The sequence below is a fragment of the Aeromonas sp. R9-2 genome, assembly GCF_040908025.1.
Classification (GTDB): Bacteria; Pseudomonadota; Gammaproteobacteria; order Enterobacterales; family Aeromonadaceae; genus Aeromonas; species Aeromonas veronii.
Genome location: NZ_JBFOCX010000027.1, coordinates 15,240 through 27,387, shown reverse-complemented (window position 1 = coordinate 27,387; position 12,148 = coordinate 15,240). Strand labels below are relative to the sequence as shown.

Sequence of the window (12,148 nt, the reverse complement as noted above, 5' to 3'; positions counted from 1 at the left end):
AGCCAGGTTGGCAGCCTTATGCCCTGTTTTTGGCTGGCAGGATCCGGGCTGGATTGCCGACTACCCGAGCTCCGGCCGGTACATCTTTGGTGACTACGGCACCCGCGCCGATGATCGCCTCCCGCCCTATGGTGACGCCGGGCAGCAAGATGGCGCCGCCCCCAATCCAGACCTTGTCTTCAATGGTGACCGGCAGCGCCGTCTCTGTGCCCTGAATCCGTTTGTCGGCCTCCAGCGCATGGGCTGCGGTATAGATCTGCACATTTGGCCCAATCATCACATGGGCGCCGATGCGGATGGGGGCATTGTCCAGCAGGGTCGCTCCCATATTGATGTAGGAGTCCTTGCCCAGGTGGATGTGGCGGCCATAGGTGCAGTAGAGGGGCGGGCAGATGAAGGCATTCTCTGCCAGTTCGCCAATCAGCTCCGCCAGTAGTGCCCGCTGCTCTGTCTCCTCTTCCGCCTGATTGAAACGGCCATAGCGCCGTGCCGCCTCCCGGCGCAACTGGGCCAGCTCGGGTGTCATGCAGTTGTACGGTTGGCTGCAAATCATCTTCTGGTATTCGATCATGGCAGGGCCCCAATGATGTGGAAGAACGATGTTAATCCCTCATTGGCCAGAGAAGCGTGAACCGTCCCCCAGAGTTGGAAAGGGGGGAGAAACAACAAGAGCACCCGTGGGTGCTCTTGTTTAATAAAGATGCTGACTTGCCGCCTTGAGAGTGGGAGCTATGTTTAGCCGTGCTTGCGGCCGGAGAGGCGGCACCACTCCTCCTTGACGGCGGTCGGGTCCATCTCGAACCACTGGCCGTAGATGGTTTCCAGCTCCGGTGCCTGGCTCTCCAGCACGCCGGAGAGGGCCATCAGGCTGCCCGGCTTGCCGTGGCCGGCGATAAGTGGAGCCAGTTCGCGCAGCGGGCCGGCCAGGATGTTGGCGACCACCACGTCCGCTTCGACGTCTTGTGGCTGGTCGGCTGGCAGATAGAGCTCAATCTGGTCGGCGACGCCGTTGCGCGCGGCGTTGTCGCGGCTGGCCTGAATGGCCTGCGGGTCGATGTCGATGCCGATGACGCGGGCGGCACCCAGTTTCAGGGCGGCGATGCCGAGAATGCCGGAGCCACAGCCAAAGTCGACCACGGTTTTACCGGCCAGATCCAGCCCGTCCAGCCACTGCAGGCAAAGGGCGGTGGTGGGGTGGGTACCGGTACCGAAGGCCAGACCCGGATCCAGCATGACGTTGACTGCATCGGGGTTCGGCACATCGCGCCAGCTCGGGCAGATCCAGAGGCGCTCGCCAAACTGCATCGGGTGGAAGTGATCCATCCACTCGCGCACCCAATCCTTGTCTTCCAGCTGCTCGACCTTGTAGCCGATGTTTTCGCCGAAGATCTGCTGGAAGAAGGCGATGGTGGGGGCCGGATCGGTTTCGGCATCGAACAGACCCATCACTTCGGTCTCGCCCCAGAGCGGGGTTTCACCGGGCATGGGTTCATAGACGGGCACATCCTTGGCATCCATAAAGGTCACAGCCTGGGCTCCACGCCCCAGCAGCATGTTGCTCACCTTGTCTGCGGTCTTGGCAGTGGCGTTGATTCGAATTTGTATCCAGGGCATGGCGTCGACTCTTCATAAATGTGAAACCGCGAGATTCTACCATCATGGGGCAGTGCTGTCGTGGTTTGCCCATGACGTGGAGGGATACGGGGGCTTTTGCCGGATTGGCACGGTTCCTGTATTGCTCTATGCAGGCGAAGACGACCGGTTTTCGCTGAACGCTTTGCTCAAGTTCCGTCATCTTTCACTGCCACCCTCGGGTGGCATTTTTTTATCTGCACTTGTTTGCCTGGTAAACAGTCTGCCGGACAAAAAAAGAGCAAGGTCTGCACCTTGCTCAAGGACGGGCTGACGCCGTTTTGGCGCATTCATGCTGCTGTTGGCACGCCAGATGCAAAGACTAATATGTCCTGCATAAGGATATGTGTGTGATTGTTACCCCAATGTTCAGGTATTCAGGCCATTTCTCGCGAAATGGCCTCTTTTTTGGCTGATTGTCGGACGTTGGCCTGCCACAGGCAGTCATGAGTGCCGCTGGTTGTGCCCGTTTGGGGCATCTCCTTGGTGAACTTATCCCATCATGGTGCGTTTGAGGGCTTAGTTGGCAAAGCCGCTCATGTCGATCACCAGCTTGCCTACCATGCGGCCCGCCTCGACCTCGGCATGGGCCTGAGCCAGCGTGACCGGGGTCAGTGACGGGATGGTTCTGGTCAGGGTGGTCTGCAATACCCCTTCATCGACCAGTGCCGCCACCCGGCCGAGCAGGCGGTGCTGTTCGATCATGTCCGGCGTCTGGAACAGGGAGCGGGTGAACATGAACTCCTGGCTGAAGGTGACGCTCTTGCTCTTGAGCAGGGAGAGATCCCACGGCTCGCTCGATTCGGCGATGGTGCAGATATGGCCAAACGGGCGGATCAGCCCTGCCATGGTGGCCCAGTGCTCGGCGGTGGCGTTGGTGCAGAAGATGGCATCGACCTGAGTGATGCCAAGGGCGGTCAGCTCCTCCTGCAACTTGTGGTGGTTTACGACCTGATGGGCGCCCATTTCGAGGCACCACTCGCGGCTCTCGGGGCGGGAGGCGGTCGCAATCACCTCCATGTCGGTGAGCTGGCGGGCCAGCTGGATGGCGATGGAGCCCACGCCACCGGCGCCGCCGATGATCAGCAGTTTGCCACGGCTCTCGCGGGTGAGGGCAAAGCGTTCGAACAGGGTCTCCCAGGCGGTGATGGCGGTGAGCGGCAGGGCGGCGGCCTCCACATCGCTCAAGGTGGTGGGGGCGATCGCGGCGATGCGCTCATCCACCAGTTGCAGGGCGCTGTTGCTGCCGGGGCGGCTGATATCGCCGGCATACCAGACCCGGTCGCCCGCTTTGAACAGGGTGACTTCGCTGCCGGTGGCGATCACTTCCCCCACCGCATCCCAGCCCAGTACCCGGGGCGAGCTTTCAATTTTGGCCTTGGGGGAACGCACCTTGGTATCCACCGGATTGACGGAGGTGGCGGTGACCCGCATCAGCAGATCCCGCGGGCCCGGGACCGGATCGGGCAGGTTGGCGGCGATGAAGCAGTCAGGGTGGTCGCTTGGCAGATAGTGAGTCAGGGCAATGGCTTTCATGGTTTTTCCTTTCAAATCGCTGTGTTCGGGATTGCCACTCACTCTAGTCTGGTTGATTATCAAGATTAAGATGGGTAATCGGTAAAGACTGTTTGAATATATGAACAATGTCGATCTGGAGTTGATGGGACTGTTTGCCACCGTGGTGGAGCAGGGAAGCTTTACCCGGGCTGCCGAGCTGCTCGGTATGCCCAAGTCGTCGGTGAGCCAGAAGATCTCGCGGCTCGAATCCCAGCTCGGGGTGCGGCTGTTGCAGCGTACCACCCGCAGGTTGAGCCTGACCCCGCAAGGTGAACTCTATGTGGAGCACTGTCAGGGGCTGCTGGCACTGGCCCGCAGTGCCAATCTGGCGATGGCACGGCTGCGCTCTGCCCCGGCGGGGCGGGTGCGGATCACCGCCCCCGAGGCGACCGGCACCCTGCTGCTTGGCCGGATCCTCGCCGAGTTTCGCGCCCTCTATCCCGAAGTGGTGCTGGAACTGACCCTGAGCGATGAACAGCTCGATCTGGTGGGGGAAGGTTATGATTTGGCGTTGCGGGCGGCGCTGCTGAAAGACTCCAGCCTCATCTGTCGGCGTATCGGTGAGGTGGCGCGCCATCTGGTGGCGGCGCCCGCCTATCTGTCGGCCCACGGCATGCCGCAACAGTTGAGCGAGCTGTGCCGCTATGCCTGTCTGGTGCATTCGGCCATGCCGGTGTGGCCATTGCAAGAGGGAGGCTGGCGGCCGCAGGGGGCCTGTGTCAGCAACAGCTTGCTGGCGCTGCGGGAGATGGCGCTTCATGACGGGGGGATTGCCCTGTTGCCCCACCATGTCTGCGAAGGGGATTTGGCGGCTGGGCGATTGCAGAAGGTGTTGCCGGATCAGCCCATTCCGGCCAACCCGTTCTACCTAATCTATCCGAGTCGGGAGCATCTGGCCCCCGCCCTGCGCACCCTGATGGATTTCGTGGCCGAGCGGTTGCCGTTTGCCTGAGTTACCAGCTGCTCTGGCTGGCCGACTCCTGATTGGGTTTGAGGCCGAGGGGGACCGACTGGCGCTCCGCCAGCATGCGGATCTGCCCTTCAATCAGGCTGGCACTGGGGCCCAGCACCAGCACCAGCTGGTGGTCGTTGAGCTGGATCCAGGAGAGGCAGCCCAGGCCCAGCAGGCGGGATTCATCCACCAGTGAAATATCGCGCACCCGCAGGCTGAGGCGGGTGATGCAGACACTCATCGCCACCAGATTGTCCATCCCGCCCAGCACCTTGAGGTACTGGATCGCCAGCATCTGCGGGTCTGAGGGGGCAACGCTGGCAAGGCGCGGATGCTCCACTGCGATGGGCTTGCTCGGCATGCTGAGGGGGGCGCGCTCCAGCAGTTGATAGAACAGCAGGGTGTAGGCAACGAAGAACAGGATACCGACCGGGATGAGCCAGAAGCTGTGCTCCCCTGCCTGATAGCTCAGCACCAGATCCAGCAGACCGGCGGAGAAGTAACTGCCCACCTTGATCCCCAGCCCGCTACAGACAGCGAGCGATAGCCCGGTCAGCAGGGCGTGGGCGAGAAACAGCCAGGGGGCGGTAAAGGCGAACAAAAATTCGATAGGCTCTGTGATACCCACCAGTGCCGAGGTGAGCGCCAGGGTGAGCAGCAGCCCGCCCTGTGGCAGCCGCTGCATCCGTTGGCGGTGCAGCCAGATGGCAAAACAGGCGCCCGGCAGGCCGAACATGATGATGGGATAGAGACCGGCCACATACCCTTCATGAAGGGGTTGGGCGGTGGCCAGCGCCTGCAGGTTGCTCTCGCCAAGGCCGATGACGCTGCCCAATACCTGATGGAGCCCGAGCGGGATCAGCAAGCGGTTGAGGGTGCCGTAGCAGAAGGCGCCAAACGGCGTGGTAAGCAGCTCGGAGGTGAGCAGGGTCAGCCCGCGCTCCAGCGGCGGCCACAGCAGCGAGAGGGGGATGGCGATCAGCAGGCAGGCCAAGGCCGACACCAGCAGGCTGGGAAACTCCCCCTTGGCGATCTGCAGCCAGCGGGGCAGTGTTTGCTGGTGAACCCAGGGATAGATGATGGCAGTGGTGAGCCCCGCCAGCAGACCGCAGATCATGTCGGCGTGCAGGTTGGGGGCCAGCGTATTGAAGGCGGTGCTGAGCAGCAGGAAGTTGACCGCACCCGCTAACGTCTGTCCGCCCAGCTCCTGCCGACTCAGGCCAAAGGCGATCGCCACCGCATAGATAAGCGGCATCTGGCTGAAGATCGCCTGACCGGTGAGGGAGAGCACCGCCAAATCGAGCACGTCGGGTTGCCCAAGCCGGTAGATCAGCGCCGCCATCGGCAGGATGGAGACGGGCAGCAGCAGGGCATAACCGAGCCGCTGCAGGGCTTGAGTAACGACTTGTCGAGTGGCTTTAACGGGCATACAGCGGCTACGTTTTGTGACTTGGCGCACAGTTTAACCGGAAAACACCTATTTGGGGATAGTTTTGGAACCCCTAATTTATATTTTTATTATTTCTGCCCGAAAAGTTCGCGCACTTCCCGCGAGGGCGGTGCCGTCAGCAGGCTGACCGTGACAAAGACCACCAGCGCCAGTGTAAGGCTTGGCACGATGGCGTGCAGGCCAGCCAGTTTGATCCCCCACTGACTGAGTACCCCATAGCTGACGATGCCGCTTACCATGCTGGCCAGCGCGCCCGGGCCGTTGGCCCGTGACCAGTAGAGACCGAGCACCAGCGGCCAGAGGAACACCGCCTGCAGACCGCCAAAGGCGAGCAGGTTGAGCCAGATGATCATCTCGGGCGGTTGCAACGCCGCCAGCAGCACCAGGGTGCCGAGGATCAGGGTGCAGAGCAGGGAGAGGCGCGGAATGCGCACTTCCAGCTTCTCCTGCTTTGGACTCAGATAGTTGAGATAGAGATCCTTCACCAGAGTGGCGGAAGCCTGGATCAACTGGGAGTCGATGGTGGACATGATGGCCGCCATCGGCGCCGCCAGAAAGACCCCGGCCAGCCAGGGGGGCAGCACTTCCATCATCAGGGAGGGCATGATCTTGTCCGGACTGTCCATGCCGGGCAGGATGGCGCGGCCAAGGGCACCCGCCAGATGCATGCCGAACATCAGCAGGGCGCTGACCACTGTGCCGATCAGAATGCCGCGATGGAGCGCCTTGCTGTCGCGATAACCAAAGCAGCGCAGCGCCGAGTGGGGCAGTCCCACCACCCCGACACAGACCAGGATCCAGAAGCTCAGCATAAAGGGCTGGGTCAGCATGTCGCCGGCTCCTTGCGGGCTCACCAGTTTGGGATCGATCTCCCTGAGCTGGTGGATAAGGTTAGGCAGCCCGTCACCGGCAATCAGAATCCCCGCCAGCAAGGCGCCAGTACCGATCAGCATGATGATCCCCTGCAGGGCATCAGTCATCACCACGGCGCGGAAGCCGCCGATGATGGTGTAGAGCAGCACACAGCTGGCAAACAGCATCAACCCCTGCTGGTAGGAGAGCCCGGTGGCGGTCTCCAGCAGGCGGGCGCCGCCGATAAACTGCACCACCATGGTCGCGATAAAGGCGAGGATGATAGTAACGGAGCCGAGGATCACCACCGCCTTGCTCTGATAGCGGGCCCACAGCATGTCGTTGATGGTCACCGCATTGACCCGGCGGGCGATGATGGCGAACTTCTTGCCAAGCACCCCCAGAGTGAGCCAGACGGTGGGCAGCTGGATCATCGCCAGCAACACCCAGCCCAGACCGATCTTGTAGGCCGCGCCCGGCCCACCGATAAAGGAGGAGGCCGAGGTGTAGGTGGCCACTAGCGTCATCGCCAGCACCAGCCCGCCCATGCTGCGGTTGCCGATGAAGTACTCCTGCACGAAGTTGCCTTGCGCGCGATGGCGGCTGGCCCAGAAACCCACCCCCAGCACCAGCACCAGATAGATGACGAGCGGCAGCATCAACTCAAGATTCATGGGATGACTCCTTGCCGGAAGGGGAGTGGGTATCGAGGGGGATCTCCACAAACAGCCGGTTCACCATCAGGGCGCAGAGCAGAATGAACAGCAGCGGCATCACCATGCAGCTGAGCAGGAACCACAACGGCAGCCCCCACAACTCCAGCTGGAGCGGGATAAAATAGGCGGTGCCATACCAGGCAAAGAAGTAGAGCAGGGTCAGCAGCAGACAAAAAGCGGCTTCCCGGCGAGCGAGAGCGAAACGGTTCACCTTGGCCTCCGACAAATTTGAGGGGCGCAAGGATAACAAAAAAGGGCCATGTCGCCATGGCCCTTTTTCAGCAGAGGCTCCTTGCGGAGCAGACTCCCATCGGAAGTCCGGTCTCTATCAGCGATCCTTACAGACCCAACTTCTTGTGCAGATAGTGGATATTGGTGCCACCGTGCTGGAAGTTTTCGTCTTTCATGATCTCTTTTTGCAGCGGTACGTTGGTCTTGATCCCTTCCACCACCAGCTCGTCCAGCGCATGACGCATACGGGCGATGGCAATGTCACGATTCTCGCCGTAGCAGATCAGCTTGCCGATCATTGAATCGTAGTGGGGCGGTACCTTGTAACCGGCATAAATGTGGGAGTCCCAACGCACGCCCAGACCACCCGGCGCGTGGAAGCGCTGAACCAGACCCGGAGAGGGCATGAAGGTGGCCGGATCTTCGGCGTTGATCCGGCACTCGATGGCATGGCCACGGATGCGGATATCCTGCTGGGTGATCGACAGGGGCTGACCGGCGGCGATGCGCAGCTGCTCCTTGATGAGATCGATACCGGTGACCATCTCGGTGACCGGGTGCTCAACCTGGATGCGGGTGTTCATTTCGATGAAATAGAACTCGCCGTTCTCGTACAGGAACTCGAAAGTACCCGCACCGCGGTAGCCGATCTCGATACAGGCGCGCACACAACGCTCGCCGATGAACTTGCGCATTTCGGCGGTGATGCCCGGTGCCGGCGCCTCTTCCACCACTTTCTGGTGGCGACGCTGCATGGAGCAGTCACGCTCGCCCAGATAGAGGGCGTTGCCCTGGCCGTCTGCCAACACCTGAATTTCGATGTGGCGCGGGTTTTCCAGGTACTTCTCCATGTAGACCATGTCGTTCTTGAAGAACTGGCCTGCTTCGGATTTGGTCAGGGCGATGGCGCCCGCCAGTTCCGCTTCATTGCGCACCACGCGCATACCGCGACCACCACCGCCACCGGCGGCCTTGATGATCACCGGATAGCCGATGCGCTTGGCAATGGCGGCGTTGTGCTTGGCGTCGTTATCGACGGGGCCGTCAGAGCCTGGTACACACGGTACGCCCGCTTTCTTCATCGCTTCGATGGCGGAGACCTTGTCACCCATCAGGCGAATGGTCTCGGCGCGCGGGCCGATGAAGATGAAGCCGGATTTTTCGACCACTTCGGCGAAATCGGCGTTCTCGGAGAGGAAGCCGTAACCCGGGTGGATGGCCACAGCACCGGTTACCTCGGCGGCGGCGATGATGGCCGGGACGTTGAGGTAGGATTCAGTACTGGCCGGTCTGCCGATACAGATGGATTCGTCGGCCAGCAGCACATGTTTGAGCTCCCGGTCGGCGGTGGAGTGAACGGCCACTGTCTTGATCCCGAGCTCTTTACAGGCGCGCAGGATCCGCAGGGCAATTTCACCGCGGTTGGCGATGACTACTTTGTCCAACATGGGTGGCGATTTCCCTTATTCGATGATGAACAGCGGCTCGTCAAATTCGACGGCCTGACCATTTTCAACCAGGATCGCTTTGATCACACCGGCCTTGTCAGACTCGATTTGGTTCATCATTTTCATGGCTTCGACGATGCACAGGGTGTCGCCGACATTGACTTGCTGACCCACTTCCGCGAACGGCTTGGCATCCGGGCTGGAGGAGCGGTAGAAGGAGCCAACCATGGGGGAGCGCATCAGGTGACCGCTCGGGGCGGCATCTGCGGCCGGTGCGGCGGCAACCGGGGCGGCAGCGGCAGGTGCGGCAACCGGAGCGGCTTGCTGCATCATCATCTGCGGCATGGCGGTGGTCACCTGACCGGAGAAGTTGCGGCTGATGCGAACGGACTCTTCACCTTCGGAGATCTCCAGTTCGGCGATGCCGGACTCTTCAACCAGTTCAATCAGCTTCTTGATTTTGCGGATATCCATTAGCATTCTCTTTCTTCTTTATCTGATCAGTGATTATCAAGCCGCGCGCAGATGGCGCACGGCCGCGGTTAAAGCGAATTGGTAGCCATCGGCCCCCAGACCACAAATGACCCCTTTTGCGACATCAGACAGATAGGAGTGATGACGGAACGGCTCCCTGGCATGGACGTTTGACAGGTGAACCTCGATAAAAGGGATGGCGACACCCAGCAGCGCATCGCGAATGGCGACGCTGGTGTGGGTGAAGGCGGCTGGATTGATGATGATAAAATCCACATGGCCCATGGCCTGATGGATGCGGCCGACCAACTCATGTTCGGCGTTGGATTGCAGATGTTCCAGAGTGACACCGAGTTCGCTGGCGTTAAGCTTCAGATCGGCGACGATCTCATCAAGCGTCTTGCTGCCGTAGATACCCGGTTCCCGTTTGCCCAGCAGATTCAGGTTTGGTCCGTTGAGCAGGAGAATGCGGTGATTTTGCGACATATTGAGTACATCCTCGATGATAATGCTGCTATCTATCAGCTATCTTGTGGACTACCAGAAATCTAGCCATTTTCTGCGCAAATCGGTGTGCCCTGGCACACAGATTTCGCAATTATATTGATTTCGTGAAAATTAGCAGCATTTTACTGGTCTAATCTCTACATCTGGCTATTTATTGCACGTTTCGACCTGAGATACTTCGTCGCTGCCACCTTGCTGTTTGCTGGCAGATAAGAAACGACAAAGCCGGCACAGGGCCGGCTTTGTTGAGCAACAAACGAAGCGGGATCAGGCTGCTTCCGACTTCTCGCGGATGAGTTTGTCTACTACCCCCGGATCCGCCAGGGTGGAGATATCCCCCAGGCTGTCGGTCTCGCCGGTGGCGATCTTGCGCAAGATGCGGCGCATGATCTTGCCGGAACGGGTCTTCGGCAGCCCCTCCGCCCAGTGAATGACATCCGGAGTGGCGATGGCGCCAATCTCCTTGCGCACCCACTCCTTCACCTCTTTATGCAGCTCGCGGCTTGGCTCTTCCCCGGCGATCAGGGTGACATAGGCATAGATACCCTGACCCTTGATCTCGTGAGGAACCCCCACCACCGCGGCTTCAGCGATCTTGGGATGGGCCACCAGTGCCGATTCAATTTCGGCGGTACCCATGCGGTGGCCGGAGACGTTCAGTACATCATCCACCCGACCGGTGATCCAGTAGTAGCCGTCCTCGTCGCGACGGGCACCGTCGCCGGTGAAGTAGCGGCCCGGGAAGGTGGAGAAGTAGGTCTGCTCGAAGCGCTCGTGATCGCCGAATACGGTGCGCATCTGGCCTGGCCAGGAGTCGGTGATCACCAGGTTACCCTCGGTGGCCCCCTCCAGCGGTTCGCCCATGTTGTCGACCAGCGCCGGTTGCACCCCGAAGAAGGGACGAGTCGCCGAGCCCGGTTTCAGGTCGGTGACGCCGGGCAGCGGCGTAATCAGGATGCCGCCGGTCTCGGTTTGCCACCAGGTATCGACAATGGGGCAGCGCTCATCGCCAATGGTGCGGTAGTACCACTCCCAGGCTTCCGGGTTGATGGGTTCACCCACCGAGCCCATGATGCGCAGGCTCTGGCGTGACGTGCCGGTGACCGCTTCGTTGCCTTTGGCCATCAGGGCGCGGATGGCGGTGGGGGCGGTATAGAGGATGGTGACCTGGTGCTTGTCCACCACCTGACTCATGCGGTTGGTGGCCGGGTAGTTGGGCACCCCTTCGAACATGATGGTGGTGGCACCGTTGGCGAGCGGCCCGTAGACCAGATAGGAGTGACCGGTAACCCAGCCCACATCGGCGGTACACCAGTAGATGTCCTCTTCGTGGTAGTCGAACACATATTTGAAGGTTAGGGTGGCATAGACCAGATAGCCGCCTGTGGTGTGCAGCACCCCTTTGGGTTTGCCGGTGGAGCCGGAGGTATAGAGGATAAAGAGCGGATCTTCGGCGTTCATCGCCTCTGGCGGGCAGTCGCTGCTGACGGCGGCGGTCGCTTCATGCCACCAGATGTCGCGGTGGTTGTGCCAGGCGACATTGCCGCCGGTGCGCTTGAGCACGATCACCTTGTTGACCTGGGTTTCCGGGTTGGTGAGCGCTTCATCCACATTCTTCTTGAGCGGCACCGGACGGCCGCCACGCAGCCCCTCGTCGGCGGTGATCACGATGCGCGAGCCCGAGTCGATGATGCGACCAGCCAGCGCTTCCGGCGAGAAGCCGCCGAATACGATGCTGTGTACCGCGCCGATGCGGGTACAGGCCAGCATGGCGATGGCGGCTTCGGGCACCATGGGCATATAGAGGCAGACCACGTCGCCGCGGTGAACCCCTTGTGCTTTCAAGACGTTGGCAAACTTGCACACTTCGCTGTGCAACTCGCGGTAGGTGAGTTTGCGATCTTCGGCAGGGTTGTCCCCTTCCCAGATGATGGCGACCTTGTCACCTCGTTCGGCGAGATGGCGATCGAGACAGTTGGCCGAGACGTTGAGCTGGCCATCTTCAAACCATTTGATGGAGACATGGCCCGGATCGTAGGAGGTGTTCTTGACCTTGGTATAGGGTTTCATCCAGTCGAGAATTTTTCCCTGCTCTCCCCAGAAGGTATCGGGATCCTCGACGGAGGCCTGATACATGGCGGCGTAGTCGCCCTTGTCTAGCAGTGCATTGCTGCTGATGTGGGGTTTGACCGGGTAGACCTTGCTCTCGCTCATCACTCACTCCTTTGAATAGATCTTTTAATGGTTTCTTAACAACTTATACCTTTGGTGGCGGGGGGCAATTAGACTTTTGGATAGGCGGCAACAGTTGGTTACAGGACAAAGAGTG

General features: G+C 60.5%; 11 protein-coding genes. 1 reads left to right on the top strand and 10 read right to left on the bottom strand.

Annotated elements, in window-relative coordinates; translation table 11 throughout:
- Window positions 1–16 precede the first annotated feature (16 nt).
- The 3 genes from AB5Y71_RS15685 to AB5Y71_RS15675 all read right to left on the bottom strand — a co-directional run bounded on the left by AB5Y71_RS15685 (window position 17) and on the right by AB5Y71_RS15675 (window position 3,168).
- Window positions 17–571 carry a sugar O-acetyltransferase gene (locus AB5Y71_RS15685; RefSeq protein ID WP_368171979.1) on the bottom strand — a complete coding sequence of 185 codons (555 nt, stop codon included), beginning with the start codon at window positions 569–571 and terminating at the stop codon, window positions 17–19.
- A 164-nt stretch (window positions 572–735) separates the two neighbouring features.
- Window positions 736–1,614 (bottom strand): 50S ribosomal protein L11 methyltransferase, encoded by an 879-nt coding sequence (prmA, locus tag AB5Y71_RS15680; RefSeq protein WP_368171978.1) that lies wholly within the window; start codon window positions 1,612–1,614, stop codon window positions 736–738.
- Between the two features lie 537 nt (window positions 1,615–2,151).
- Window positions 2,152–3,168 carry a zinc-binding alcohol dehydrogenase family protein gene (locus AB5Y71_RS15675; protein ID WP_368171977.1) on the bottom strand — a complete coding sequence of 339 codons (1,017 nt, stop codon included), beginning with the start codon at window positions 3,166–3,168 and terminating at the stop codon, window positions 2,152–2,154.
- Window positions 3,169–3,268: 100 nt separating this feature from the next.
- Here AB5Y71_RS15675 and AB5Y71_RS15670 point away from each other — a divergent pair, with 100 nt between their 5' ends.
- On the top strand, window positions 3,269–4,141 hold the full coding sequence (locus tag AB5Y71_RS15670) for a LysR family transcriptional regulator (protein WP_368171976.1): 873 nt from the start codon (window positions 3,269–3,271) through the stop codon (window positions 4,139–4,141).
- A 1-nt stretch (window position 4,142) separates the two neighbouring features.
- On the opposite strand, the gene AB5Y71_RS15665 is transcribed toward AB5Y71_RS15670, so the two are convergent.
- The 7 genes from AB5Y71_RS15665 to acs form a co-directional block, all read right to left on the bottom strand.
- Complete coding sequence (locus AB5Y71_RS15665) at window positions 4,143–5,570, bottom strand: PTS transporter subunit EIIC (RefSeq protein WP_100654445.1); 1,428 nt, start codon at window positions 5,568–5,570, stop codon at window positions 4,143–4,145.
- Window positions 5,571–5,659: 89 nt separating this feature from the next.
- On the bottom strand, window positions 5,660–7,117 hold the full coding sequence (gene panF / locus AB5Y71_RS15660) for a sodium/pantothenate symporter (protein ID WP_139476983.1): 1,458 nt from the start codon (window positions 7,115–7,117) through the stop codon (window positions 5,660–5,662).
- A complete protein-coding gene (locus tag AB5Y71_RS15655; RefSeq protein WP_005338912.1) occupies window positions 7,107–7,370 on the bottom strand; it encodes a YhdT family protein in 264 nt (87 codons plus the stop codon). Before AB5Y71_RS15655 ends, panF begins: the two co-directional genes overlap by 11 nt.
- A 127-nt stretch (window positions 7,371–7,497) precedes the next feature.
- On the bottom strand, window positions 7,498–8,838 hold the full coding sequence (accC, locus tag AB5Y71_RS15650; RefSeq protein WP_005338910.1) for an acetyl-CoA carboxylase biotin carboxylase subunit: 1,341 nt from the start codon (window positions 8,836–8,838) through the stop codon (window positions 7,498–7,500).
- 15 nt (window positions 8,839–8,853) lie between these two features.
- The gene (accB, locus tag AB5Y71_RS15645; RefSeq protein ID WP_005338908.1) at window positions 8,854–9,312 is read right to left on the bottom strand and encodes an acetyl-CoA carboxylase biotin carboxyl carrier protein; all 459 of its coding nucleotides are present in this window, start codon (window positions 9,310–9,312) and stop codon (window positions 8,854–8,856) included.
- 36 nt (window positions 9,313–9,348) lie between these two features.
- The gene (gene aroQ, locus AB5Y71_RS15640) at window positions 9,349–9,798 is read right to left on the bottom strand and encodes a type II 3-dehydroquinate dehydratase (protein WP_368171975.1); all 450 of its coding nucleotides are present in this window, start codon (window positions 9,796–9,798) and stop codon (window positions 9,349–9,351) included.
- A gap of 288 nt (window positions 9,799–10,086) precedes the next feature.
- On the bottom strand, window positions 10,087–12,033 hold the full coding sequence (gene acs / locus AB5Y71_RS15635; protein WP_123173670.1) for an acetate--CoA ligase: 1,947 nt from the start codon (window positions 12,031–12,033) through the stop codon (window positions 10,087–10,089).
- Window positions 12,034–12,148 lie beyond the last annotated feature (115 nt).

Excerpts from the sequence above, each read along its gene's own strand:
- AB5Y71_RS15685 (WP_368171979.1), bottom strand. The coding sequence starts at position 571 with ATGATCGAATACCAGAAGATGATTTGCAGCCAACCGTACAACTGCATG.
- prmA (WP_368171978.1), bottom strand. The coding sequence starts at position 1,614 with ATGCCCTGGATACAAATTCGAATCAACGCCACTGCCAAGACCGCAGAC.
- AB5Y71_RS15675 (WP_368171977.1), bottom strand. The coding sequence starts at position 3,168 with ATGAAAGCCATTGCCCTGACTCACTATCTGCCAAGCGACCACCCTGAC.
- AB5Y71_RS15670 (WP_368171976.1), top strand. The coding sequence starts at position 3,269 with ATGAACAATGTCGATCTGGAGTTGATGGGACTGTTTGCCACCGTGGTG.
- AB5Y71_RS15665 (WP_100654445.1), bottom strand. The coding sequence starts at position 5,570 with ATGCCCGTTAAAGCCACTCGACAAGTCGTTACTCAAGCCCTGCAGCGG.
- panF (WP_139476983.1), bottom strand. The coding sequence starts at position 7,117 with ATGAATCTTGAGTTGATGCTGCCGCTCGTCATCTATCTGGTGCTGGTG.
- accC (WP_005338910.1), bottom strand. The coding sequence starts at position 8,838 with ATGTTGGACAAAGTAGTCATCGCCAACCGCGGTGAAATTGCCCTGCGG.
- accB (WP_005338908.1), bottom strand. The coding sequence starts at position 9,312 with ATGGATATCCGCAAAATCAAGAAGCTGATTGAACTGGTTGAAGAGTCC.
- aroQ (WP_368171975.1), bottom strand. The coding sequence starts at position 9,798 with ATGTCGCAAAATCACCGCATTCTCCTGCTCAACGGACCAAACCTGAAT.
- acs (WP_123173670.1), bottom strand. The coding sequence starts at position 12,033 with ATGAGCGAGAGCAAGGTCTACCCGGTCAAACCCCACATCAGCAGCAAT.